Here is a 25,660-nt window from a genome sequence, read left to right on the forward strand (position 1 = left end):
GACGTGCCGCCACGCACAGTGGCTAACAGTGATAAAGAGAAAATCCGACTCTCGCAGTCCACCACGGCCGAAAGCAGCAACCCGGCATTGACTCCGACCGCTAACGCCAAAAGCACCACCTTGGCACTGACCCCGACCGCTGACCCCAGAACCTAGCAACCCAGCACTGGCCCCACCCACTAACACCAAAATCACCACCCATAAGACCCGCCCCCAGACCGCGCGCCAGCAAACCTCCCTTCGCCAGCAAACCTCCCTCCTTACCCTTGCGCCCCGATCAAATTCATCACCTTGATGTTCCGCGTATCCGGCACCTCCGCATACGACAGGACCTTCAATTGCGGCAAGCTCCTCCTCAAAAAACGAGCAAGCATGGCGCGCAACGCATGCTGCACCAAAAGCACCGGCGGTAATCCCATGTTCTGCTGACGCAGAATCGCATTTTGCGTCGAGTTCAACAGCGTCTGCGCCAAGCCCGGCTCCAGCCCCGGATTCGCCCCCGTCGCCAGCGCCTGCGACAACACGCGCTCCAACGCCGGGTCCAGTCCCATCACCTGCAACTCGCCACTCCCCGGATACCATTGCTGCGTGATCGCACGCCCCAACGCAAGTCGTACCGCCGCCGTCAGGTCGTATGCATCGGATATCTTCGGTGCATGTTCCTGTAATGCATCCAGGATCGTGCGCATGTCGCGGATAGGAACACCTTCTTCCAGCAAATTCTGCAGCACCTTCTGCAAAGTAGTCAGCGCCATCGTCTTCGGCACCAGATCGTCGGTCAACGAAGGCGTGTCCTTGCCAATGCGCTCAAGTAACGCCTGCACTTCCTGACGACCCAGCAATTCCGCCGCGTGCGTAACCACCAGATGGTTGAGGTGAGTCGCCACGACCGTGCTGGCATCGACCACGGTATAGCCGTACACCTGTGCCTGTTCACGCAGGCTCGTATCGATCCACACCGCCGGCAAACCAAACGCCGGATCGTGTGTCGGATTCCCCGGCAGCGCTGCCGAAACCTGCCCCGGATTGATCGCAAGCCATTGGCCCGGGAATGCTTCCCCTACGCCCACTTCCACGCCCTTCAACGCAATCCGATAACCATTCGGACGCAACTCCAGGTTGTCGCGAATATGGATCACCGGCGGCAGAAAACCGATTTCCTGAGCGAACTTCTTGCGGATACCCTTGATCCGCTTCAACAACTCACCATCCGCGTTCCGGTCGACCAGCGGTATCAGCCGATACCCCACCTCCAGCCCGAGCGGATCGATCATCGCGACGTCGTCCCAGCTCGCTTCGGTATTTTCGATCGGCGCGGCGGCGGTGGGCACGACGTCGGTGACCAGCGACGCTTTTTTCTTCGCCTGGATGCGCTGGTTCATCGAACGCGCGGCGTATATCAGACCACCGCCCAGCAGCAAGAACGCGAAATGCGGCATGCCCGGAATAAGACCCATGATTCCGATGATCACGCCAGTAATCATCAACACGCGCGGGTTGTTGAAGAGCTGCCCCGTCAACTGCGTGCCGATATCCTCTTCAGTCGCCACCCGCGACACGATCACACCCGCTGCCGTCGAAATGATCAGCGAGGGAATCTGCGCGACGAGGCCATCGCCGATAGTCAGCAGCGTGTAGTTCGTGGCCGCGTGCGCGAAGTCCATGTCGTGCTGGAGCATCCCGACAATCAAGCCGCCCACGATGTTGATGATCATGATCATCAAGCCCGCGATCGCGTCGCCGCGCACGAACTTGCTCGCACCGTCCATGGAGCCGTAGAACTCGGCTTCCTGCGCGACCTGCAAGCGGCGCTTGCGCGCCTGGTCTTCGTTGATGAGACCGGCGTTCAAGTCGGCATCGATGGCCATCTGCTTGCCCGGCATGGCATCGAGGGTGAAGCGCGCGCCCACTTCAGCAATCCGGCCCGCGCCCTTGGTAATCACCATGAAGTTGATGATCATCAGGATCACGAACACCACGATACCGACCGCGAAATTCCCGCCCACCAGGAAGTGGCCGAATGATTCGATCACCTGGCCGGCGGCATCGGGACCGGTATGGCCTTCGAGCAGGACGATCCGCGTGGACGCCACGTTCAGCGACAAGCGCAGCAGCGTGGAGAACAGCAGCACGCTGGGGAACGCGGCGAAGTCGAGCGGCTTCTGCGTGTACATGCTGACCAGCAAGACCATCACCGACAGCGCGATGTTGAACGTGAACAGCAAGTCGAGCAAAAAGGCCGGCAACGGCAAGATCATCATGCCGAGGATCATGCAGATCAGCACCGGCCCGGCGAGGGCCCGCAAGTTCTGCGATCCCAATGCGTCGGGGCGCTTCGAGAAAAATCCGGCGCGCGCGTTCATGCTGTGCTTCCTTTCATCGGGTCATTTGGGCCATTAGTGCCATTGGGGCCGTTGCTGGCTTGTTCAGCCGCGAACGCTTCGGCGGCTTCCTGGTCGGCTTCTGATTCGGGGACGCCGCCTTTATCGAGTTCGGGAGGAACCTCGAGGTTCTCGGGTTCGTCCGGCCTCGTGCCGCCTTCTTTCTTGAACTTGCGCAACTGGTACACCCACGCCAGCACTTGCGCCACGGCGCCGTACAGCGCGCCCGGAATCTCACGATCGATCTCGACGTTGTGATACAGCGCCCGGGCAAGCGGCGGCGCTTCGAGCAGCGGTATGTTGTGTTCGAGCGCCATTTCGCGGATGCGCGTGGCGACGAGGTTCACGCCCTTCGCTACGACCTTCGGCGCGCGCATTTCGCCATCGGCATATTTCAGTGCGACGGCGAAGTGGGTTGGGTTGGTGACGATCACGTCGGCTGTGGGCACCGCGGTCATCATCCGGCGGCGGGCAGCGGCGCGTTGCTGCGCACGAATGCGGGCCTTGACCGCTGGGTCACCATCGCTTTCACGATGCTCACGCTTCACTTCCTCCTTGCTCATGCGCAGCTTCTTCGCGTGCGTCCAGAGCTGGTAGGGGACATCGATTGCGGCGACGAGGAACAGTCCGGCGATCGCCGTGCCGCAGCACACCACGAGCAGATGCATGGTGTCGGCGAGCGCGAGGTTCAGCGGTTTCGTGACGAGGCCCAGCACTTCTTCCTTGCGGCTCCACATCGCCCAGCCGGCGAGTCCACCGACCACCAGGGTCTTCAGGATCGACATGCCGAGCGCAATCGGTCCTTGCACCGAGAAGATCTTGCCAAGCCCGCTGATAGGGTTCAGGCGGCCGAAATTAGGCGCGATGGGCTTGAGACTGAGCAGCCAGCCACCGAGCGCCATGGGTGCGGCGACGGCGGCCAGGGCCGTCAGCGCGAGCACGGGCAGCAGGGCCATGAACCCTTCCTTGCTTGCCGCAGAGGCGCCAATCAGCATCTGGTTGGTATCGAGAACGGTGTTGTGATTGAACGTGAACGCGCCGCGCAAGAGGGCCTGCATATGCTGGCTGATGGGACCGGACATTCCCCAGACGCCGAAGAATCCCGCCGCCAGCAGGGCGAACGACGTGAGTTCCCGCGAGCGCGCGACCTGACCTTCCTCCCGCGCCTTTTCAAGGCGCTTGGGAGTGGCTGATTCGGTCTTTTCGACGTCGCTCTCTTCTGCCACTTCGCTGTGCTCCAGTCCTGCAGGGCTTCAACGAAACCCCGACGCATTGATCCACTGCAGCGATTATTGCGAAAAGCAGCAAGCGGCCATTGCTTGATCAGGGTGGAGAAACCGGGGTAATTCGGGCGATGGAATCGGCGCAAACCACGCGCGGCCGAACAAAATGAAAAATGCGCCGGTCCCAGGGTGGGAAGCGGCGCGCAGTGCAGTGTTTTGAATCGGTCGGGCAGAACCGCTTTTACACCCCGTAGATCCCGGGCACGCGGCCATCGGGACCATAGAACGATGACTTGGGCGGCGCCATGGTCAACGCGGCAAGCGCATTACGGTTGTATTCCATGCGCGAGCGGATCAGCACGCCGATGGTGTTATTGCCTTGCCGCGCGCGTCCCGCCGCTGCGAGCAATTCCTGCCAATGCGAGGCCAGCGCTTCGTCGCCGGTAACGGCTTGTTCCATGCCGGCAAAACCCTTCGGCAATCCGAGCGCGTCAAGTTGCTCGTCGCGCTGGCGTTCCAGTACGGCAAGCTGCTCGGTCAACGCGGTTTTTTGTTCGATGATCGAAGGCAGCGTATCGAGCGGCGCGGCCGCAATGAGCGCTTTTTCTTCGTGGGCAAGGAGCGACTCGAACGCCTGGACGGCAGCGGTTTCGTCGATAACAGTGGCAAGCAGGGCGTCTTTCATGGGCGACTCGCTAAAAACTCCGGCCCGCATTCATAGCGGTGCCAAGGTCAAAAAAAGCCGCCCGGCGCTGCATCGTGGAAACGATGCGTCTATCTGAAACCTATCGTCCATGTGCCGCGGGCTCGCTCTGGGCGTCGCCTGCAACACGTAGCCGTTATGCTCAGCCGCCGGCCGGCGGGGTGTTCGTTTGGATCAGTTCACGTGCGCTGCTGAGCATGCCGTCGGCGACCTTGCCCGAATCGACCTTGTAGCTGCCGTCGTTCAACGAGGCCTTGATCGACGCGACTTTCGCCGTATCGATGTCGGACGTGCCCGACGTGCGCAAATCCGTCGATAACGCCGACAAGCTCACCGTCGAATTCGAGCCGCCGGTGCTGCTGGCCGTGCCGCCGGTCGTGCTGGTGGCTTGCGCGTCGGCTTGCGCCGCACGTTGTTGTGCAGCTTCCTGCAAAGCTGCGATCTGGCTGGTGTTGCTGGTATCGATTTTCACGATGGTCTTCCCTGACGATGTGATCCCTTTATCGGCGGACCTACGTAAAAACTTTAACCCTCCCGCCGCCCAGACCACGCGCCAGTCAGCTCTATCTTCCGCTCAGCCTTACCGGATAAGCCCGATAAGGAATTGCAACAATTTGAAACAGGTGAGGGATAACCCACATAGGGCGCCTCCGGACCATTTTTCAAAGCTGGATCTCCACGGTCGAGCCGTCTTTCACAATGCCGGAAATGATCTGTCCCCCCGCCGTTTTGACGCGGACCTGCTGACCCGGCGCGGCGTTATTCATGACGCTGCCTTCCGCTGATATCGAAAAGCCCGTTCCGGCGGTCACCACGCGTACGCTCTGTCCGATCACCACGGCGCCGGCGCCGCGCAGCATGTCGGTGCGCAGCGGCAGGCCCGCCGCGAGCCGCGACAACGTCACCGCGCCGACGGCTTGTGACGGGTCCGTGACAATGGCTTGCGGCATGCTGGTGAGATCACCGTCGCGGGGAATCAGGTCGGCAGCGGTGAGCACTTCGCCGGGCGCAACCGCACGGGCGGCAAGGTAATACGTGGCCATTACCGAGACGCGTGCTTGCAGGTAGAGCGTCCACGGCCGGTCGCCGGAGCAACGCACGCCGACGGTGGTGCGGCCCCAGAGACGCGAACCCGCCGGCAGGAACGGCTCGAGCGTCGAACAGGCCGCGAGGCCGCGCGGGAAGACGGGCGTAACGGTGATGTCGGCCTTGCCGGGTAACCCCGCCGCCTGCTGGGTCAGGAAGATGAGCGCAGCGGCGCGCACCGAGTCGCCGTCCTGGGTCTGCTGGTTGGGCGCGCCGGCCATTGCGGGCACGGGCTGGAGCGGGGCGCGGATGGGCGCGGCGGTGCGCATCGAAACGGGCATCATGCCGGCGACCGGCGTGGCAGGCGCAGCCGCGATCGGCCTCACCTGGAAGCCTCGCGAGGTGCCCTGGGCCGATGCGCTGCCGTCCGTCGCGACAACCACGGGCATTACGTCGCGCGAGGATGTGGTGACGCGGGGAAGGGTATCGGTGGCGTTGTTTCCAGCGTTACTGATACTGGCAGGCGCTTTCGGCTCGCCATTACCGGGGATCTCGATCATTGCGCCGGCATCGGGGGCATTGTTCGATGCCGCTGCGCTCCGGCTCGGCGTCATCGCCAGCCTGGGCGCCGTAGCCGTGGGCTTCGCTGCCTTCGCTTCGCCCGGCCCGGGAATCACGATGAAACCGCTGGTATCGGCGGAAGAGGAGGACGCATCGGCGGCGTCGGCGTGGGCATCGAGTGCTTGCGCGGCGGCACGCATGGCGGCATCGGCTGCATGGGCCGCCGCGGCGTACCCCGCGGGACGCGAGGTACGCGCCGGCTGAGCGGGGCTCGCGGGCGGGCTTGCACTTGCGTCCACTGTCATGCCGGCGTCTTTCGCCATCGTCACGACGGCCGCCGGATTGGTTTCGGCGGGACCGGCAATCATGATCGTGCCGCCATTATCCTGCGCGCGCGCCGTTGTCACGCCTGCCGTCATGAGAGTCAATGCAAGCACGCAGAGCGCAACCGGAGCCCTCGGCACAACACGGCGAGCCAGGTGAGCGCGGGCTTTCACCAGGCCGTTCGCGGCCAGGCGATGAACCGCCGGCTTGCGAGCAGGCGCAGTGAAGCTGTGCATTGTGTTTCTCCCAAACAAATCCAGCAAATCCGGCCAACCAAAAACGGGCAACCCCTCATCCAAAGTCGGTGAATTCCTCAAAAGATCAACTCACGAGACGAATTCTAGATTTCGGCGGCTAAAGGCAAGCGTCGAATAGAGGCCGGCTTTCCCTGTTATTCGTCTGATTGCATCTTGCGTCTCCCTCCTAAGATTCGTCTCATGCAAAAGTCTTCGTTAGCCAATGGCCAATGACCGATGACAACCCGGCGCTTGCCCGATTGCCCGGCGCCATTGGCCGCGAAACGCGCGAAGACACGCGAAGCACCGCAGACAAGATCCGAAGCTGAAGGAGGACCGCCATGCTGGACAAGCTCGACCAGGAATTTGCGTTTGGCCGTGAAGCGCTGGATGTGCGCGCGTACCGGCAGGAACTGTTGTCGTCGAATATTGCGAACGCCGATACCCCGGGCTACAAGGCACGCGACGTCGATTTCTCCAGCGCCCTCGCAGGCGCGCTGAAAAAGACCGGCGCGGCCGCGAACACCACGGCTTCCGGCACCGCGCCGCTGCAGATGGCGCAACCGGTGAGCGTGTCGACCGGCGCGGCGCTCGCGACGACATCGGCTGGACATATGTCCGGCAACACCACGCTTACCGCCAGCGGTGGCAGCACCGACGACTACGGCCGGCTCGCATACCGGATTCCGAGCCAGCCGGCGCTTGACGGCAATACCGTCGACATGGATTCGGAGCGGGTCCAGTTCGCGGACAACGCGCTGCATTTCGAATCCGGCATGACGGTGGTGTCGTCGCAGATCAAGACGATGCTTTCCGCGATCACGTCGAACTGAACTGAACACTGAACGCGCACAGCGCGCGGCAGCCAAGCTAACGAGGAGAAGCAATGCCCTCTTTGATGAACATCTTCAGCGTTGCCGGTTCGGCGATGTCCGCGCAGGCGCAGCGCCTGAACGTGACCGCCTCGAACCTGGCGAACGCGGACAGCACGACGGGCCCGGACGGCCAGCCGTACAAGGCGAAGCAGGTGGTATTCGCCGTCGATCCGCTCGGCGGCGCGCGCACGGCGTCCGGCCAGCAAGTGGGCGGCGTGCAGGTGACGGGCGTGATCGACGACCCGACGCCGATGAAAACCAGCTACGACCCGACCAATCCTGCAGCCAACCCGGACGGCTACGTGACCTTGCCGAACGTCGATCCCGTGCAGGAAATGGTCAACATGATTTCAGCGTCTCGTTCGTATCAGGCGAATGTGGAAACGCTCAATACCGCCAAGCAGCTGATGCTTAAGACCCTGACGATCGGAACCTGAGGACAACCCCGTGACAACCAATACTTCGATCGGCAACAACGGCACGCCGATGTCGCAGACGCTGCTGAACACCATGAACGGCACGTCGAGTTCATCGAGTTCATCGTCGGCCAGCTCGAGCTCCAGCGCGACCGGCGCGCAGTCGCCGGCGGACCTGCAGAACACCTTCCTGACGCTGCTCGTCACGCAGCTCCAGAACCAGGACCCGACGAACCCGACCGACAGCTCGCAGATGACCTCGCAACTCGCGCAGATCAGCACGGTGTCGGGCATCGGCCAGTTGAACACGTCGCTGAGCTCGCTTGCGACGCAATTGTCGGCGGGACAGTCGGCACAGGCTGCATCGCTGATCGGTGCGACCGTGCTTGCGCCGGGCAACACCATGACCGTGAGCGGCGGCAAGGCCAGCGCCTTCGGCGCGCAGACGGCCAACGCGCTCAGCGACATGACGGTGAGCATCACGAACAGCGCCGGCCAGGTGGTGCAGACCATCGACCTCGGGGCGCAGGCGGCAGGCACGGTGCCGATCTCAGGCTGGACGCCAACCGACAAGACCGGCGCGACGCTGCCCGACGGCACGTACACCATCACGGCGGCGGGCACGATCAACGGCGCCGCGGCCACGGCGACCGCGCTGTCCTCCTCGCAGGTGCAAAGCGTGGTGCAGCAGGCCGACGGCACCACGGGCGTCCTGTTGACGAGCGGCAAGACGGTCGCGTTGACCAGCATTGCATCGATTCTCTAAGCCTTTATTCATTAGCGCATTCTTCTAGAAGCGGAGACCGTCATGGGTTACCAACAAGGTTTATCGGGTTTGTCGGGCGCGTCGAACGATCTCGACGTGATCGGCAACAACATTGCCAACGCGAACACCGTCGGCTTCAAGCAAGGCCAGGCGCAATTCGCCGATATGTACGCGAATTCGGTGGCCACCTCGGTGAACAACCAGATCGGCATCGGCACGCAGATGTCGCAAGTGCAGCAGCAGTTCGGCCAGGGCACGATCACCACGACCAGCCAGGCGCTGGATGTCGCGATCAACGGCAATGGCTTCTTCCAGATGTCGAGTAACGGCGCGAACGTGTACTCGCGCAACGGCGTGTTCAACCTCGCGTCCAACGGCACGATCGTCAACGCCGCCGGCCAGACGCTGATGGGCTATGCCGCCAATGCGCAGGGCGTGATCAACAGCTCGGGCACCGTGCCGCTGGTCGTGCCGAATTCGAACCTGCCGCCGTCGGCCACCCAGAACGTGAGTTTTCAGTTCAACCTGAATTCGCAGCAGGCCCTCCCGACCCAGACGCCGTTCGATCCCACCAACGCGAATACCTATAGCGCCACCAGCCAGATCAACGTCAACGACACGCTCGGCGGCACGCATCCGGTCAACGTGTTCTTCGTCAAGCAGGCGACGGGTTCATGGGAAGCGTATGCGACCACCGGCGCAGACAACACCCCCGTCACGGGCACGTCGACCGGCGTGGCCGGCGATCTGGGCCAGGTCTCGTTCGACCAGTCGGGCAACCTGATCCCGACGCCGCCCGCCACCAGCATTACGCCGTTCTCCTTTGCGATTCCCGATGGCGCGTCCAACACCGGCGGCGTGCAGACCATGTCGATGTCATTCGCCGGCACGACCCAGTACGGCGCCACAACCGGCCTCGTGAGCAGTAGCCAGGACGGCTATTCGTCGAGCGAACTGGCGGGCTTTTCGGTCGGCCCGGACGGCACGCTGACGGGCACATACACGAACGGCAAGACGCAGGCGCTCGGTCAGATCGCACTGGCAACGTTCGCCAACCAGAATGGCTTGCAGGACCTTGGCGGCAACAACTTCCAGCAGACCGCGGCTTCGGGCCTCGCGCAGGTGTCGGTGCCGGGTTCGACCAACCACGGCTCGCTGCAAGGCGGCGCGGTGGAAAACTCGAACGTCGACCTGACCAGCTCGCTCGTGGACCTGATCACGGCGCAGCGCAATTACCAGGCGAACGCGCAGACGATCAAGACCCAGCAAACCGTCGACCAGACGCTCATCAACCTGTAAGAGCCGCCCACGCCGCGCACGAGAGAGTCATAAATGGACCGTCTGATCTACACCGCGATGAGCGGCGCCGCGCAGGCGCTCGAGCAGCAGAGCGTCACGGCGAACAACCTCGCGAATGCATCGACGACGGGATTTCGTGCGCAGCTTTCCGCGTTTCGACAGGTGCCGATGAACTTCGAGAACAGCGCGTCGGGCGACCCGACCACGCGCACTTTCGTGCTGTCGTCCACGCCGACCGCCGATTACACGCCCGGTCCGATCCAGCAGACCGGCAATCCTCTCGATGTCGCTGTCCAGGGTCCGGGCTGGCTGTCGGTGCAAACCGACGACGGCAGCGAGGCGTACACGCGCGCCGGCAATCTCCATGTCGATGCCAACGGCCAGTTGGTCACGGCGACCAACCTGCCGGTGATCGGCAACAGCGGTCCGATGTCGATTCCGCCGGGCGCGGAGGTCACCATCGGCAAGGACGGGACGGTGACTGCGCTGATGCCGGGAGATCCGCCGACATCGATCGCAATAGTCGACCAATTGAAGCTCGTCAATCCCGATTCGGCGACTCTGACGCGCGGCGACGACGGCCTGTTCCGCACCGCCGACAACCAGCCCGCCGACGCCGATCCGACGGTGACGGTGGCGCCCGCGTCGCTTGAGGGCAGCAATGTGAATGCGGTGGCCGCGATGGTCGACATGATCACCAACGCCCGCCAGTTCCAGATGCAGACCAAGTTGCTCGAATCGGCCAGCACGAACGACCAGGCGGCTGACAAGCTGCTCGACTTCAGTTAATCCGCAGTACCAGGATAAAAGACATGAACCGCTCTCTTTACATCGCCGCAACCGGCATGAACGCGCAGCAGTCGCAGATGGACGTGATTTCGAACAATCTCGCCAACGTCAGCACGAACGGCTTCAAGGGCTCGCGCGCGGTGTTCGAGGACTTGCTGTACCAGACCGTCCGCCAGCCGGGCGCGAATTCCACGCAACAGACCGAACTGGCGTCGGGCAGCCAGATCGGCACCGGTGTGCAGCAGGTCGCAACTGAACGTCTCTACACGCAGGGCAACCTGTCGCAGACCGGCAATTCGAAGGACGTCGCCATCAACGGCAACGGCTTTTTCCAGGTGACGATGCCCGACGGCACGACCGCCTACACCCGCGACGGCTCGTTCCAGACCAATGCGCAAGGCCAGCTCGTGACGTCGAGCGGGTATCAGGTGACCCCGGCCATCACGATCCCCACGACCGCGACTGGCATCACCATCGGCTCGGACGGCACGGTCACGGTGACGCAGCAGGGCAATGCGGCCAACACAACCGTCGGCCAGTTGCAGCTCGCGACCTTCGTCAACCCGGCCGGCCTCGACGCGCGCGGTGAAAATCTGTTCGCGGAAACGGCTTCGTCCGGTAATGCGAACGTCGTCACGCCGGGTTTGAACGGCGCGGGACAGTTGCAGCAGGGGTACGTGGAAGCGTCGAATGTGAACGTGGTCCAGGAACTGGTGAACATGATCCAGACCCAGCGCGCCTATGAAATCAACAGCAAGGCCGTGACCACGTCGGACCAGATGCTGCAGACGCTGAGCCAGATGCAGGTTTAAGTTGCACCAACCGCATCACCCGCAGCAGCGTAATTCCGAAGGATCACGAAGATGTCATCACAATTTTCACGGACTCTCAGCGTATCGATGGTCGCGCTGGTCGCCTTGGCGGCCTGCGCCCTCGTGCCCAAAGAGCCGATCACCCAGCAGCCGATGACCGCGCGCCCGCCGGCGCCGCCGCTCAATTCGGCATCGCCCGGCGCAATCTACAACGCGGGCTACGCGGGACGGCCGCTGTTCGAGGACCAGCGGCCGCGCAATACCGGGGACATCATCACCATCGTGATCGCCGAAAACGTCAACGCGACGAAGTCATCGGCAGCAAATGCGGCGCGCAACGCCAGCGAGGCGTTCGCCGTGCCGGTCACGCCGGGCATCTTCGGCGGGCTGTTCCACAACACCAATTTGAGCGCCAGCGGTTCCAACGGTTTCAACGGCGCAGGCGGCGCGAGCGCGGCCAATACCTTCAACGGCACGCTGACGGTTACCGTCACTGGCGTCCTGCCCAACGGCAACCTGGAAGTGAGCGGCGAGAAGCAGATGCTCATCAACCAGGGCAACGAATTCGTGCGCTTTTCGGGTGTCGTCAATCCGACGACCATCTCCGGCACCAATACGGTCTTTTCCACCCAGGTGGCGGACGCGAAGATCGAATATTCGGCGAAGGGTTATATCGATGAATCGCAGCAGATGGGCTGGCTGCAGCGCTTCTTTCTCAACGTGGCGCCCTTCTGATCATGAAACTCATTCCTCGCTTCGCTTTCATTGCGCTGGGGTTTGTTGCCGCGCTCGTTGCCGCACTTCCGCAGGCAGCTCAAGCGGAGCGCCTCAAGGACCTGGTTTCGTTCCAGGGCGTGCGTGACAATCCGCTGATTGGCTATGGCCTCGTGGTCGGGCTCGACGGCACCGGCGACCAGACCACCCAGACGCCGTTTACCACGCAAAGCTTGGTAAACATGCTCGGCAACCTCGGCATTACGCTGAATTCGTCGACCACCCAGAACATGCAGTTGAAGAACGTCGCCGCCGTGATGGTGACAGCCGTGCTGCCGCCGTTTTCGCGGCCGGGCGAAGCGATTGACGTGACGGTGTCGTCGCTCGGCAATGCCAAGAGCCTGCGCGGCGGCACGCTACTGATGGCGCCGCTCAAAGGCGCCGACGGCCAGGTCTACGCCATGGCGCAGGGCAATCTCGCGGTCGGCGGCGCGGGCGCCAGCGCCAACGGCAGCCGGGTCCAGGTCAACCAGCTTGCGGTGGGCCGCATTCCGGGCGGCGCGTTGGTCGAACGGGCCGTGCCCGCGGCCGTGACGCAAGCCGGCGGCGTCATGACGATGGAACTGAACACGCTCGACTTCGACACCACGCAGAAGATCGTGGCGGCGGTGAACAACGATTTCGGCATGGGCACGGCGATCGCGCTCGACGGCCGCACGATCCAGTTGCGCGCGCCGAGCGACCCATCGCAAGTGGTGTCGTTCATGGCGCAGCTGGAGAATATCGATGTCAGGCCGTCGCAGGCCGCGGCGAAGGTGATCGTCAATGCGCGCACGGGTTCTATCGTGATGAACCAGATGGTCACGCTGCAGAACTGCGCGGTCGCGCATGGCAACTTGTCCGTGGTGATCAACACGCAGACCGCCGTGAGCCAGCCGGGCGCGTTCTCCAACGGTCAAACCGTGGCGGCGCGGCAATCAAGTATCCAGTTGAAGCAGGACACGGGCGCGCTCAAGTCGGTAGCGGCAAGCGCGACGCTCGCGGACGTGGTCAAGGCGTTGAATGCCCTCGGGGCGACGCCGGCGGATTTGATCTCGATTTTGCAATCGATGAAAGCGGCGGGTGCGTTGCGCGCCGATCTTGAAATTATTTAAAGGCGACAGGTCATGAACGCGAACGGGACCGGTACGACAAGCAACGCGCTCGCAGCAATGAATACAACCGACACGGGGAGCGGCCTGGGTTCGTTGTCGAACCGGTTTGCGCTCGACGTGCAGGGCTTCGACGCCATGCGCGCCCAGGCCAACGCCGCGCCGCAACAGGGGTTGAAGGCCGCGGCCAAGCAGTTCGACGCCGTTTTCACGCAGATGATGCTCAAGAGCATGCGGGACGCCACGCCGTCGGACGGTCCCTTCGATTCGCACGACAGCGCGACTTTCACGTCGATGCTCGACCAGCAGCTTGCGCAAAACATGGGCGCGAAGGGCATTGGCGTAGCCGACATGATGCTCAAGCAACTGATGCGCAACGCCGGGGCCAGCGCGGGAACGCAGGCGGACGGCGCGGGCGCGAGCGGCGACACCAGCGCGAACGCCGGCAACATGGCTGCGATGAACGCGATGGCGAAGGCGTATGCGAACGCGGCGGGGTCGTCGACGGCTTCGTCGAAAGCATCGCTTGCCGGCAACGGCTACAGCGCCGACAGCGCGCTGACGCCGCCCGCGCGCGGTGTGGGCTCGGACAAGGTCGCCGCGTTCGTCGACCGTCTCGCCGCGCCGGCGCAGGCCGCCAGCTCGGCGACCGGGATTCCGGCGCGGTTTATCATCGGTCAGGCGGCGCTCGAGTCCGGCTGGGGCAAGCGCCAGATCAAGAACACCGACGGCAGCTCGAGCCACAACGTGTTCGGCATCAAGGCGACCAGCGACTGGAGCGGCAAGACCACGAGCGCGGTGACCACGGAATACGTGAACGGCAAGCCGCAGAAAGTGGTGGAAAAATTCCGCTCCTACGACTCGTACGAGGACGCACTCACCGACTACGCCAGCGTGCTCAAGAGCAATCCGCGCTACGCGCCAGTCGTGGAAGCGTCGCGCGATGCCGCCGGTTTCGCGCACGGAATGCAGAAAGCGGGCTACGCAACCGACCCGCAATACGCTAAAAAGTTGATTTCGATCATGCGGCACATTGCTTGATGGGTGCGGACTGAGTGCGAACTGGCGCACCTTTTGCAGCATCTAATATAAGTGGACGAAACGTATTACGAGTAAGGTGTGAAAAGCGACGGGGCCAATGTCGCAATAAAAGACGATGCAGGCTGACGGCGAGGAACGGGTGCATGGTGCGCCCGGACGGCAGTCGGCCGGGACGCATCGAAATGGAGAGAGAACGTGCTGGTTCGTTTCGATTTGCGCGCTTTGCGAACGTTTTCGGCCGCCGGATACGAGATTAGGAAAGTTTTTTTACAGCCAACCCTAAATATTCGATCCCGGTTGCCGCTAAATGAAACATCGAAGTGCCGGACCCACCGGGTCCGGTTGGACGCTCGAACTGTCTCGGGGATCGTGACGTGAGCGAGCAAACGAACACGGCAAGCACCATGAACATGAATCCGCCAAACGGTTCCGACATCGCAGACGACGAGTCCGACCTTCCCGATTTCGGCCGGCGCAACCCGCTGGAAATCGGCGTCTCCCTGCGCAACCTCGTTAATCGAGCCGATTTTCTGACCGTCGGTCACGGCACGGGGCAGATCGTTACCCGCCTGCTCGACGTGAATCCGGCGGGGCGCACCTTTGTCTTCGATTGGGGTGGCATCCCCGAGCAGAACCAGGCCATGCTGCGCACGGAAAACCTGATGTTCCACGCGAGTCCCGACGGCATCCGTGTTGAATTCGCCACCGGCACGCCGCGTGAAATCGCCTTCGAAGGGCGCCCGGCGTTTGAAGCGGATTTTCCGCCGGTGTTGTTCTACATGCAGCGGCGCGAGTATTTCCGCGTGGAAGCGCCCGTGCTCGATCCGTACATCTGCAGCGGCGAACTGCCGAGTGGCGAGCGTTTTCGCTTTGAGGTGAACGACCTCTCGCTGGGCGGCGTTGCGCTGCGGACCATGGACGAGCGGGTTGCATCGATGGAAGTCGGCTTGATCCTGCATTCCGTGGAACTGCACTTCAGCAACCCGGGTAAAGTGGTCCTCGACCTGCAGCTGATGTCGAACCGGCAGACCGTGAATACACGGGGCGATCTGCGTTATACGCTCGGTTTCAAGTTCATGAGCTTGCCGGGGTCAGCCGAAAACACGCTGCAGCGCCTGATTACCCAACTCGAGATGAAACGCCGGTCGCTCGCGCGGTAACTTTGATACGGCGGCGAGCCCCGTGCTCGCTGCGCCCGCGCTTCAACGCTTCTTCAGTACTCCGTCCATCCGGCGAACTGACGCCCAATCTCCTCGCTGCTTCACCAATTGCCCCGATCCACGCCGTTGAATAATCCGTCATGGCGCAGTGCGCGCACGGATTTCATCGGGGCTTGAGCCGGACGGCGCCCACTTTGCGATGAAATTCACCCGCGCTCCGATTCACCGCGCCGGGATTCAACTTTTTCTGCAATCGGCCGATATACACCAGTTGTCGTCAAACAGCGGCGGCCCGGGCTTCGTGCCTTTACCAGGATTCCTTGCATGTCCCTATTCGATATCGGCGTCAGTGGTCTTAATGCAGCCCAATGGGGTCTGACGACCACCGGACAGAACATCAGCAACGCCGCAACTCCCGGTTACACCCTGGAGAAGCCGGTGTACCAGGAAGCGTCGGGGCAATACACGACCTCGGGTTATCTCGGCTCCGGCGTCAATACGGCGACCGTCGCGCGTTCATATAGCTCGTTCCTGACCACGCAGCTCAATAACGCGCAGTCCAACAGCAGTTCGCTGAACACCTACTACTCGATGTTGTCGCAGTTGAACAACCTCGTGGGCGATCCGACCACGGGTATTGGCGCCGGCATGACGAGCTATTTCACCGGCTTGCAGTCGGTGGCGAACAGTTCCGCCACGACGTCGACGCGCCAGTCGCTGATGAGCGCCGGGCAATCGCTCGTCAACCAGATGAACGCCGCCGCCGCGAACTACAACCAGCTCCGCTCCGGCGTTAACCAGTCGCTCACCAGCGCGGTCACGCAGATCAACAGCTACACCAACCAGATCGCCACGCTGAACGGCCAGATTGCGTCCGCGAGCGCACAGGGGCAGCCGCCGAACCAGTTGCTCGATGCACGGGATCAGGCGGTATCGAACCTGAGCCAGTTGACGAACGTGCAGGTCACCACCGTCAACGGCGCATACAACGTGTCGATCGGCACCGGTCAGCCGCTGGTCTCGGGTACCACGGCGTATCAGCTGCAGGCGGTGACGTCGGCGTCCGACCCGAGCGAGTTGTCGATCGCGTATGCATCGCCGAACGGCTCGCCGCAGACGCCCGCGCAAACGCAATATCTGCCGGACTCTACCTTCGGCGGCGGTACGGTAGGCGGATTGCTCGCGTTCCGCAGTCAGTCGCTCGATCCCGCGCAAGCCCAGCTTGGTTCGCTCGCGACCAGTTTCGCCGCTCAACTGAACCAGCAAAACGCGCTGGGCGTGGACCTGAACGGCAATCCCGGCACCGCGCTGTTCTCGACCGGCAGCCCGGTCATTTATGCGAATGCGCGCAATACGGGCAGTGCTCAGCTAAGCGTATCGATTGCAAATCCGACCCAGCCGCCGAGCAGCAACTACACGCTCTCCTACAACGGCACGAACTACACGCTCACCGACAGCGCAAGCGGCGCGTCGCTCGGCACCATCACACCCGATCCGACGACCGGCGCGGTCAGCGGCACGATTGCGGGCCTGAATATCTCGGTGGCCAGCGGCACCATGAAGGCCGGCGATTCGTTCAACATCCAGCCGACGAGCGGCGCGCTCGCCGCCTTCTCGCTGGTGACCACGAACCCGACCGCAATTGCGGCGGCGTCCCCGGCGGTGGCATCGGCGGGAGCGAGTAACGCTGGCACCGCGAACATCTCGGCGGCGACGGTGACCGCGGGTTATTCGATCCCGAGCGCCATGACGCTGACGTACAACGCGACCACCCAGCAGATGACGTCAAACCTGCAGGTCACGTTGCCGGACGGCACGACGGTTGGGGCGGGCGTGCCGTTCGCCTACGACCCTGCCCAGGGTCTCACCATATCCAACGGCACGAACGTCAGCGCAACGATCACCGGCACGCCGGCAAACGGCGATACCTTCACCATCGGCGCGAACAAGGGCGGCAGCAGCGACGGCAGCAACGCACTCGCGATGGCGAATCTGGGGTCGGCGAAGTCGCTGAACGGCGGCACGGATTCGTTGACGAGCGCGTATGCGAACTACGTCAACCAGATCGGCAACCAGACCAACAATCTGGAGAGTTCGAGTACGTCGGCGACCGCCGTGCTCACGCAGGCGACGTCGGCGCAGCAGTCGGTGTCGGGCGTGAACCTGAATGAAGAGGCCGCCAACCTGATTCAGTACCAGCAGTTGTACCAGGCCAACAGCAAGGTCATCCAGACCGCCTCCACGCTGTTCACGACGCTGCTCGGCATTTTCAACTGAGGCTTTCACGATGCGCATCTCCAGCTCCCAGTACTTCACGATGAACGTCGAGACGATGAGCAATCAGCAGGCATCGCTCGCCAACATGTACGCGCAGATCTCATCGGGCAAGGCCTTGCAGACCGCTGCAGACAATCCGCTCGGCGCCGCGCAGGCCGTGGCGCTGACCGCGCAGGCGTCCAACCTCGCGCAGTACACGACCAACCAGTCGTCCGCGCTGACCTCGCTGCAGCAGGAAGACGCCACGCTCACCAGCGTGACGACCGTGATGCAGAGCATCCAGTCGCTGGTGGTAAACGCCGGCAATGGCACGCTCAACGACACCGATCGGACCTCGCTTGCGACCCAGCTCCAGGGTTATCGCAGTACGCTGATGACGCTTGCCAACACCACCGACAGCAACGGCAACTACATCTTTGCCGGCTTCCAGGGCGGCTCGCAGCCTTTCGTCGACAACGCCTCGGGCGTTGGCGCGACCTACGCGGGCGGCCCCGGGCAGCGGCAGGTGCAGATTTCCGACACCCGCACGATCAACGTAGCCGATCCGGGTTCAGCAATATTTCAAAGCGTTTCGTCGAACGAAAGCACGCCGGTTTCGGCGGGATCGGCCGCCAATACGGGTTCGGGCACGATCGGTCCGGTCAGCGTGACCGACAGCAGCGACCCGGCCAACTCGTCGACCTACGCCATCACCTTCGGGACCACGACCACCGGCACGCCGCCCACGACAGTCAGTTCGTATTCGGTCACGGCTCAAGATCCGGCGACAGGCATAACCACGACCGTGACTCCGCCGACGCCTTATACGGCCGGCGACAACATCACGCTGGGTTCGCAGACCGTCGCTATTTCCGGCACGCCGGCATCGGGCGATACGTTCACCGTGGCGCCGGCGAACACCGGCAATATCAGCGATACGGACATTTTCACGACGCTCGATTCGTTGGTGAATGCACTGAAACAGCCGGCAGATACGGCGGCCGGGCAGGCGACGCTGCAAAACGCGCTGACCACCGCGGGCTCGAAAATCAGCAACACGTACAACAACGTGCTGACGACGCAGACAGCCGTGGGTGGCCGCGAACAGGAAGTCTCGGCGACGCAGCTCTCGACGCAAACGACCTCGACCCAGACCGCCAGCAACCTGTCGGACCTGGTGAGCGTCAATCTGGTCAGTGCGATCAGCCAGTACGAACTGACGCAGAACTCGCTGCAGGCCGCACAACAGGCGTTTGCGCAGATCCAGAAGATGTCGTTGTTCAACTATTTGAGCAGTTAAGCGCCGGGGGGCGAGCGGGAAGGAATTGATGTGGGTTGTAGGATGTGTTTTGGGCCGCCGGTTTGAAGGGCGGCCCTTTTTATTGGGTCATGGGGAGCATGTAGATGCCCGTTGAACGCCGTGTGGGAACCAATGCGGTGAATAGCCGCCTTATTAACCGCATTTTATGCGGAGAATAAATTGCCCTTTGCGGTGATTACGCCTCATAATCACCGCATGAAACGCGGAGAATGGACTTTTATCTGGGAGGATCCTGACTGGCCGGTCTGGCGCTACGATCTGTCGATGATCGCCGCGCCGCTGGCCGCGGTCAGTCGCGCCCAGGGGTTGCTACACGGCAGGCTAGCCGATGTCGGTTTGACCCTGCGCAATCAGGCGAGTCTGGCCGCGCTCACCGAGGACGTGCTCAAGACCAGCGAGATCGAAGGGGAAAGGCTGAATGCGGATTCGGTCCGATCGTCTATCGCGCGCCGGCTTGGGGTGGATATCGGCGCGCTTGCACCGGTCGACCGGCACGTGGAGGGCGTGGTTGAAATGGTCCTCGACGCCACCACCCGCTGCGATGCCCCGTTGACCCGCGAGCGCTTGTTTGCGTGGCACGCGGCGTTGTTCCCGACCGGCTTCAGCGGTATGTCACGGATCCAGATCGGCGCATGGCGTAACGACGAAAATGGCGCCATGCAGGTGGTCTCCGGTCCTATCGGCCGTCAGCGGGTTCATTTCGAGGCGCCGCCGGCCGATCGCCTCAACGCCGAGACAACGCGTTTTCTCGACTGGCTTAATCAGGACTCGGCCGTGGCGCCGGTGATCAAGGCCGGGTTGGCGCATCTGTGGTTCGTCACACTGCATCCTTTCGACGATGGCAACGGCCGTATCGCCCGGGCAATAGGCGACTTGCTGCTCGCTCGCGCCGACGGCAGTCCGCAGCGCTTCTACAGCCTGTCGGCGCAGATCCAGTCGGAGCGCAGCGCTTATTACGACATCCTTGAGCAGACGCAGCGCGGATCGCTCGATGTCACCGCTTGGCTTGCGTGGTTCCTGGACGCGCTGCATCGCGCGGTGGACAACGCTCAGCACACGGTGGACGCGGTGCTGGTCAAGACGCGTTTCTGGCAGCGCTGGGCTGCCGCGCCGTTCAACGAGCGGCAGATCAAGCTGCTGAACCGGCTGCTGGATGGTTTCGATGGCAAGCTGACCAGCAGCAAGTGGGCGGCAATCGCGAAGTGTTCGCCGGATACCGCGTTACGGGACATCGGCGAACTGGTGGCGTTGGGGGCGCTGCGCAGATCGGTGTCGGGCGGGCGCAGCACGGCGTACGAACTGGCTGATTGAAGTCCTGCGCGTTCCCGTTGTCCCGTCCGTCCGCGATCGCAGGCCGAATCCAAATCCATGCCGCAACGCATCAACGCCACAACGCCGCGCGAACATCTCGGGCTACGCCAGCGCAGCCAATGCTGCCTCGACCCACCCGAAGCCAATCCTCTCCTGTTCAAGACGCAGGTTTTTACGCAGCCGGTTATCGCGCAAGTCGTTGAACAGGGCCTGCTCTTGCTCGTTGAGTCTCGGCAGATCGCGCAGCGTTTGCTGTTCCTCCCGATCCCATTGCGACGCAAATGCCAGCAACGTTTTGCGGTCCATCAGAAACGACTCCGCATGATCGAACCGGCTGCGCAGTTGATCGAGGATCGCGAAGCCGTGGGTGTCGATATCGCCCCAATAATAAATCTGGCGACGTGTAAGCCATTGCGCGTTGGCCAGCATCTCGAAGCCATATCCCGCACCGAAGATGACCATGCCGTCCTTGACTGGCGGAAAGGCCAGGAAGTTGATTTCGTTTTCGGTGATAAAAATCCGGCCAACATCAGGGTTGAGTTCGATAAAGCTCGCGGCATCGAGCGTAATGTCTTGCGTGGCGTGCGTCGTCCGGAACAGGGCCTTGTCCGCGTCGAGCACGCGAAAGCGGATGCGCAACGGCTTTTCGCGCAAGCCAAAACGGCTGGCGAACTGATTCACGCCGGAGCGCGACGGGTCGACCGCCTCCGGGCTCAAGACACGATCGAGCAACTCCGCCAGCACGCCGCGATGACCCTCGATGAACTTGGTGTGGATATCGGGGATATCTACCTGCCGGAGATAGACATCGGGACGCGGATGAGCCTGGAACCACTCACAGATATCCAGCAGTTTGCTCCACACATCGGCAAGCTCGAGCGCGCGCAGCGGCCGCTCGGCAAGCCACGGCAGCAAACGCGCTTCCCGCGTGCGCGTCGTTTCCAGCAACGCTGCGAAGCGGGCCGTTTCCCGTTGCTTGCCGATAAAGGCCACCGCGTACTCGAGCGAATCGAGCCATACGGCGTCCGGCAAAGCATTGGCGCCGAATACCCGATGCCTGAACTCCCTCATTTCGACGCGGCAGTGGGTCATCGCCCGAAGCTCGATGATCCATTGCCGGATCTCCTCGAATCGATCGGCAATCTCGGCGGATGAAGGACCCTTGAGCATGAGTCGCCTGGGAAAAAGCGACTCGCCCCTGGCCAGGCTGCCGAGCAATTCTCCCCTCTCCCAAAGCCGCATGACCTGTTTGCGCAGATCGGCTGGCGTGGTCCAGCTCATTGGCCCTTCCTTGCTTTTTCCTCGCGATACTCTTCGATCGACAGATTGCGCAATCTCGATTCCCGCCCTTCCTTGTTATCGACGAAACCCACGCTCGCGACGAAGGGCTCGATGATGTGGATTTTCTGCAAGGGCGTGACGATCAGCAGTTGCAGATTGAGCTGCGCAAAAAGGCGCAGGCCGTATTGCGCGGACTCGTCGGAACCACGGCCGAACGCTTCGTCGATCACCACGAAGCGAAACGAGCGGGAACGCACCGCGCCCCATTCAAGGCCAAACTGGTAAGCGAGGCTGGCCGCGAGAATGGTATAGGCGAGCTTCTCCTTCTGACCGCCCGACTTGCCGCCGGAATCCGAGTAATGCTCGTGTTCCGTATCGTCCTCACGCCAACGCTCACTGGCGGCGAATACGAACCAGTTTCGTACGTCGGTGACCTTGGTGGTCCAGCGGCGATCCGGTTCACCCAAACCCTCGCGTCCCCGAAAGCGTTCAATGATCTGTTTGACCTGTAGAAACTTGGCCTCCGAATATTGGGCGTCGTCGGAACCCGTCAGCGTGCCTTCGGTGCAAGAACGTAACTCGCTTTGGAAGTCGCGAATATCCGCGTCGGGCGTCGACAACGCTTCGAGCACGATGTAGCGCCCCGTGTTGTAGTCAATCTGCGTGAGCGACTCGTTGATGCGCGTGATGCGCTCCTTGATCGTCTCTCGCTCTCGCGCCAGTTGCGACTGGAAGTTGGCCACTTCCCGAATCGTGTTTTCGTTCAGCAAGTCCTTGAAGCGATTTTCAAACCGGGGCAAATCATCGCCCTTCAGCTTGTCCAGCATCATCCGGTATTCACCCGCCGATTCAATGGCAACGTCCACTTCCTGCGTTTCCAGCGGGAAAGCGAGGTTATAGGCGCTCATTGCCTGGACGATCTTGTCGCGCTGGCGTGAGACTTTCTTGTCTTCGGCGTCGATAGTGGTCTGAAGAAATCCGCGCAGATCGCTTTCGCGGTTGTCGCAGGATTCCACCGTGAGCTGATGTTTGCCCAGCACTTCGTGCCAGGTCGATTCCAGTTGCCCGAAATAAGCCGTGTAGCTTTCGTAGCCGGGGTCATCGAGAATGGCGCGGGTCTGCGTGCGCAATTCTTCCGCGATGCTTTGCTTTTCGCCGGTTCGGGAACGCGCGTCCTTGTGCTCGTCGAGCTGGCTTTCCGTGCTCTTCAGCGCCGCGCTGACTTCACTCAACCGCGCGGTCAGTTGCGCGAGCATGTCCGACGCCGACTCGAGCAGCCGCTTTTCATCGCGTAATTGAGCTACCTCAACCGCGAGTGAATTCCAGTCGAGTTCACGGAACTCGGCATGCTCCTCCAGCTTCGAAAGTACCGTCAACCGATGCTTGCAAGCTTTCTGATCGGCCAGGATCTTGGCGACAAGACTGCCCAGTTCGCTCAGTTGAGCGGCCAACTGCCGGGCTTTGGCTTCAAGGGCCGCGATCTTGGCTTCGTTGGTCCATCCCAGTACATATCGGCTGCGATCATCCAGGCGATGACGGTCGTCCTTCTCATGGCGTTCACCCGGCGCCTTGATCTGGCCTGCACGCGTGATTGCCCGCGTTTCACGGCGGAACTGTTCCTGGGTGCTGCAGCAAACCACGTTGAAGCGGTGTGCGACCTCGCGTTCGAGCCAGTCGTAGAAGGGCGAATCCGGCTTGATCGCAAGCTTCCGGGCGAGGGAATCGGCCTGCAGCGCGGGCAGTTCGCCACGAACGCCCGACCGGATCCGGAAGAACACGAGCCGTCCCCGGAGGTGGGTTTTGTCGACCCATTCCACGACCGCCGCGTAATGCGTGTCAGGGACCAGCAATGACAGGCCGAAGCTGCGCAACAGCCGCTCGGCCGCGCCTTCCCAATCGCGCTCGTCTTCGCGGACCTGGAGCAGTTCGCCGGCAAACGAGAGTGACGCCTCAGGCAGATCGAGCGCCTCGCACAATGCCACGCGCATGGCGACTTGTTCCGCGGGAATGTTGCTTCGACGGCTTTTCAGGCTGTCGATTTCCGCCGACAACGCGTCGTGCTGCTGTTTCCCCTGAAGCAGGCTGACGCCGTGCTCGGTCAGATCGTTCTGATAGCGAACGTCTGCTTCCTGAGCGGACTCGGACAGGGCGGACAGGCGTTGGCGCAACGCCTGGAACGCGGCTTCGTCTTCCGCCGGATGCTCGCCGACGGCACGCACCAGCTCGGCATGATGCTGCGCCTTGCGTTTGCGGGTGTCGCAATCGAGGTCCTTCTTGCGTATTTCGGCGTCAAGCCGCTCCAGGCGGTCACCGCCGTTCTCGGCGATGTTGCGCTTGAGTTCGCTTTCTTCCACGCGCTGATCGTCACGCAAGGCTTCGAGCCGCCTGATCTGGCCGTCTTGCCTTTCCCAGTCCGCCGTCAATCCCGCGATGCGTTTGTCAAGCAAGCCAAGTTTCAGGCCTGTGGCGTAGTAGCGAAGCGCTTCACGGCATGCGCGCAGTCCTTCCACCTGGAGCAATAGCTTGGCGTATCGGTCGCAGTCGTCGGTGAGTGGCGTGAGACGGTCCATTTGCCGCTTGGCCTTGAGCACCGCTTCGTGCGCGCGATTCAGGTCGTCGAAATGGGCAATCAAGGCGGCAATGCGCGGCGCGACCTCGAAGGGCTCGAGCATATGGCTGCGCACGAAGTCGGTGAGATTGCCCACGGACTTCATCGATACGGTCTGGTGAAACAGTTCCAGCGCCTGTTCGTTTTCAATCCCGAAGCGACGGCGGAACCACGCGCCGTACGGGGGGAAACTATCGAATACTTCTGCTCCGAGGCCGCGCAGCTTCTTGCGCAATGCCGGGATATCCGTGCCGAAGTTCGCGAAGTCCGCGGCTATCGACAATGCGCGCTCGGCGCCGACGAAAAGCCTTGCGGGCTGGCCGTGCGGCTCCTTCATCCAGAAGACCTGGGCGAGCGTGATGGTCTGGTCATAACCGGCGTTATGAAAGGTGCCCAGGATGACGGAGTAGTTGTTGTGATCCCGCAGCGCGACAGGCTTGGCGTTGCCGCTCACCTCGTTGCGTTCTGATTTGTAGTGGCCGAGCACGTACGAACGAAGCGATCTTTCCTTGTTGTCCGCGCCGGCCGCCTTGTTGTAGGCAATGCGATGCGCCGGAACGAGCAGCGTGGTGACCGCGTCGACCAGCGTCGATTTGCCCGAGCCGATATCGCCCGTCAGCAGCGCGTTCTCGCCGTGCGGATTCAGCACCCATACGCGGGCGTCGAATGTGCCCCAGTTGTAGACCTCCAGGCGCTGAAGGCGGAAACCCGACAGCGCGTCGTCGGCCACGAAGTCGAGACCTGGCAGTTGCATGTCAGTCATGGGCGTCTGCCTCCGCTGAACCATCGAGTTGAGCGCGGTAGGCCGCGAGCCTTGCATCGAAATCAGCGAGCCACTGAGCGTCCACGAACGCTTTCAGGATGCGCTGCACCTCGAACGCGGCCGGACCTTCCTGTTTACCTGCCCCAGGTTTGAGCCGTCGCAAGAATCCCAGTTCGACGATTCTGTTGACATGCGTCTCGATCTGATCGACCACTTTTGCATCGTTGCTGCCGGCGGGCAGAAATACCCGCATCAGTTCGGTGATCTGTTCGCGCGTGAGGATGAGGCGAGTATCCGCACCGCCCGCGTCAGATTCGGCGAGCTTCTTTCTGAGCAACGCAAGCAGCAAGCTGACCGGGAACGACAACGGCCGCCGTGCGACGAGACGCGGCAGTTTGGGTTCGTCATCTGCCCCGTCTTCCTCCGGACGCGCGCGTAAAAAGGCGTACCCCTCCGCTTCGTCCAGCACCAGCGTGAGGCCCAGTACCGAAACATAGTCGCGCACGCGGGCTTGCAGTTCGAGCAACGCTTGCCAGAGAGCGGGGTCGCTGTCCCGGTAGCAGACGCCTTTGAGCAGCGGAATAACCACGCTGGAGAGACCGGCTGTGGAGGTTGTAGCTACGTCTGAATCTTGATCCGGCAT

The 25,660-nt window shown here is 62.3% G+C and carries 21 protein-coding genes; 13 read left to right on the top strand and 8 right to left on the bottom strand.

Annotated features, from left to right (window positions below):
* Positions 1–260: 260 nt before the first annotated feature.
* The 5 genes from flhA to flgA all read right to left on the bottom strand — a co-directional run bounded on the left by flhA (position 261) and on the right by flgA (position 6,454).
* Positions 261–2,363, bottom strand: a complete 2,103-nt coding sequence (flhA, locus tag HB376_RS33165; RefSeq protein WP_213767887.1) for a flagellar biosynthesis protein FlhA — start codon at positions 2,361–2,363, stop codon at positions 261–263.
* On the bottom strand, positions 2,360–3,607 hold the full coding sequence (gene flhB, locus HB376_RS33170) for a flagellar biosynthesis protein FlhB (RefSeq protein ID WP_213767888.1): 1,248 nt from the start codon (positions 3,605–3,607) through the stop codon (positions 2,360–2,362). The genes flhA and flhB overlap by 4 nt, the downstream gene beginning before the upstream one ends.
* A 238-nt stretch (positions 3,608–3,845) precedes the next feature.
* Positions 3,846–4,289, bottom strand: a complete 444-nt coding sequence (locus tag HB376_RS33175) for a flagellar protein FlgN (protein WP_213767889.1) — start codon at positions 4,287–4,289, stop codon at positions 3,846–3,848.
* A gap of 160 nt (positions 4,290–4,449) precedes the next feature.
* Complete coding sequence (flgM, locus tag HB376_RS33180) at positions 4,450–4,779, bottom strand: flagellar biosynthesis anti-sigma factor FlgM (RefSeq protein ID WP_213767890.1); 330 nt, start codon at positions 4,777–4,779, stop codon at positions 4,450–4,452.
* Positions 4,780–4,969: 190 nt separating this feature from the next.
* The gene (gene flgA / locus HB376_RS33185; protein ID WP_213767891.1) at positions 4,970–6,454 is read right to left on the bottom strand and encodes a flagellar basal body P-ring formation chaperone FlgA; all 1,485 of its coding nucleotides are present in this window, start codon (positions 6,452–6,454) and stop codon (positions 4,970–4,972) included.
* A gap of 341 nt (positions 6,455–6,795) precedes the next feature.
* On the opposite strand from flgA, the gene flgB reads away from it, so the two are divergent.
* The 13 genes from flgB to HB376_RS33250 all read left to right on the top strand — a co-directional run bounded on the left by flgB (position 6,796) and on the right by HB376_RS33250 (position 20,365).
* Entirely contained in the window at positions 6,796–7,287 is a 492-nt protein-coding gene (gene flgB, locus HB376_RS33190; RefSeq protein WP_213767892.1) for a flagellar basal body rod protein FlgB, read from the top strand.
* A gap of 53 nt (positions 7,288–7,340) precedes the next feature.
* Positions 7,341–7,766 carry a flagellar basal body rod protein FlgC gene (flgC, locus tag HB376_RS33195; RefSeq protein ID WP_213767893.1) on the top strand — a complete coding sequence of 142 codons (426 nt, stop codon included), beginning with the start codon at positions 7,341–7,343 and terminating at the stop codon, positions 7,764–7,766.
* Positions 7,767–7,776: 10 nt separating this feature from the next.
* Positions 7,777–8,511 carry a flagellar hook assembly protein FlgD gene (locus HB376_RS33200; RefSeq protein ID WP_213767894.1) on the top strand — a complete coding sequence of 245 codons (735 nt, stop codon included), beginning with the start codon at positions 7,777–7,779 and terminating at the stop codon, positions 8,509–8,511.
* A gap of 42 nt (positions 8,512–8,553) precedes the next feature.
* Positions 8,554–9,810 (top strand): flagellar hook protein FlgE, encoded by a 1,257-nt coding sequence (gene flgE / locus HB376_RS33205; protein WP_213767895.1) that lies wholly within the window; start codon positions 8,554–8,556, stop codon positions 9,808–9,810.
* Positions 9,811–9,843: 33 nt separating this feature from the next.
* Entirely contained in the window at positions 9,844–10,599 is a 756-nt protein-coding gene (gene flgF, locus HB376_RS33210) for a flagellar basal-body rod protein FlgF (protein ID WP_213767896.1), read from the top strand.
* Between the two features lie 23 nt (positions 10,600–10,622).
* Positions 10,623–11,411, top strand: a complete 789-nt coding sequence (gene flgG / locus HB376_RS33215; RefSeq protein WP_213767897.1) for a flagellar basal-body rod protein FlgG — start codon at positions 10,623–10,625, stop codon at positions 11,409–11,411.
* A 51-nt stretch (positions 11,412–11,462) separates the two neighbouring features.
* Complete coding sequence (locus tag HB376_RS33220; protein ID WP_213767898.1) at positions 11,463–12,146, top strand: flagellar basal body L-ring protein FlgH; 684 nt, start codon at positions 11,463–11,465, stop codon at positions 12,144–12,146.
* Between the two features lie 2 nt (positions 12,147–12,148).
* A complete protein-coding gene (locus HB376_RS33225; protein WP_213767899.1) occupies positions 12,149–13,279 on the top strand; it encodes a flagellar basal body P-ring protein FlgI in 1,131 nt (376 codons plus the stop codon).
* A gap of 57 nt (positions 13,280–13,336) precedes the next feature.
* Positions 13,337–14,317: a flagellar assembly peptidoglycan hydrolase FlgJ gene (gene flgJ, locus HB376_RS33230; RefSeq protein ID WP_213767949.1), complete on the top strand. Its 981-nt coding sequence runs from the start codon at positions 13,337–13,339 to the stop codon at positions 14,315–14,317.
* Between the two features lie 404 nt (positions 14,318–14,721).
* Positions 14,722–15,477 carry a flagellar brake protein gene (locus HB376_RS33235; protein ID WP_213767950.1) on the top strand — a complete coding sequence of 252 codons (756 nt, stop codon included), beginning with the start codon at positions 14,722–14,724 and terminating at the stop codon, positions 15,475–15,477.
* Between the two features lie 324 nt (positions 15,478–15,801).
* Positions 15,802–17,754 (top strand): flagellar hook-associated protein FlgK, encoded by a 1,953-nt coding sequence (flgK, locus tag HB376_RS33240; RefSeq protein ID WP_213767900.1) that lies wholly within the window; start codon positions 15,802–15,804, stop codon positions 17,752–17,754.
* Positions 17,755–17,764: 10 nt separating this feature from the next.
* Positions 17,765–19,033: a flagellar hook-associated protein FlgL gene (flgL, locus tag HB376_RS33245; protein ID WP_213767901.1), complete on the top strand. Its 1,269-nt coding sequence runs from the start codon at positions 17,765–17,767 to the stop codon at positions 19,031–19,033.
* 216 nt (positions 19,034–19,249) lie between these two features.
* Positions 19,250–20,365, top strand: coding sequence for a Fic family protein (locus tag HB376_RS33250; protein WP_213767902.1), 1,116 nt, complete (start codon positions 19,250–19,252; stop codon positions 20,363–20,365).
* 102 nt (positions 20,366–20,467) lie between these two features.
* On the opposite strand, the gene HB376_RS33255 is transcribed toward HB376_RS33250, so the two are convergent.
* From HB376_RS33255 to HB376_RS33265, 3 genes are read right to left on the bottom strand one after another with little or no spacing between them, the layout of a single operon-like run.
* A complete protein-coding gene (locus HB376_RS33255; protein ID WP_213767903.1) occupies positions 20,468–21,646 on the bottom strand; it encodes a Wadjet anti-phage system protein JetD domain-containing protein in 1,179 nt (392 codons plus the stop codon).
* The gene (locus HB376_RS33260; RefSeq protein ID WP_213767904.1) at positions 21,643–25,017 is read right to left on the bottom strand and encodes an ATP-binding protein; all 3,375 of its coding nucleotides are present in this window, start codon (positions 25,015–25,017) and stop codon (positions 21,643–21,645) included. Before HB376_RS33260 ends, HB376_RS33255 begins: the two co-directional genes overlap by 4 nt.
* Entirely contained in the window at positions 25,010–25,660 is a 651-nt protein-coding gene (locus tag HB376_RS33265; protein WP_213767905.1) for a DUF4194 domain-containing protein, read from the bottom strand. The genes HB376_RS33260 and HB376_RS33265 overlap by 8 nt, the downstream gene beginning before the upstream one ends.

Origin of the sequence: Caballeronia sp. dw_19 (assembly GCF_018449515.1) — a bacterium.
Taxonomy (GTDB): domain Bacteria; phylum Pseudomonadota; class Gammaproteobacteria; order Burkholderiales; family Burkholderiaceae; genus Caballeronia.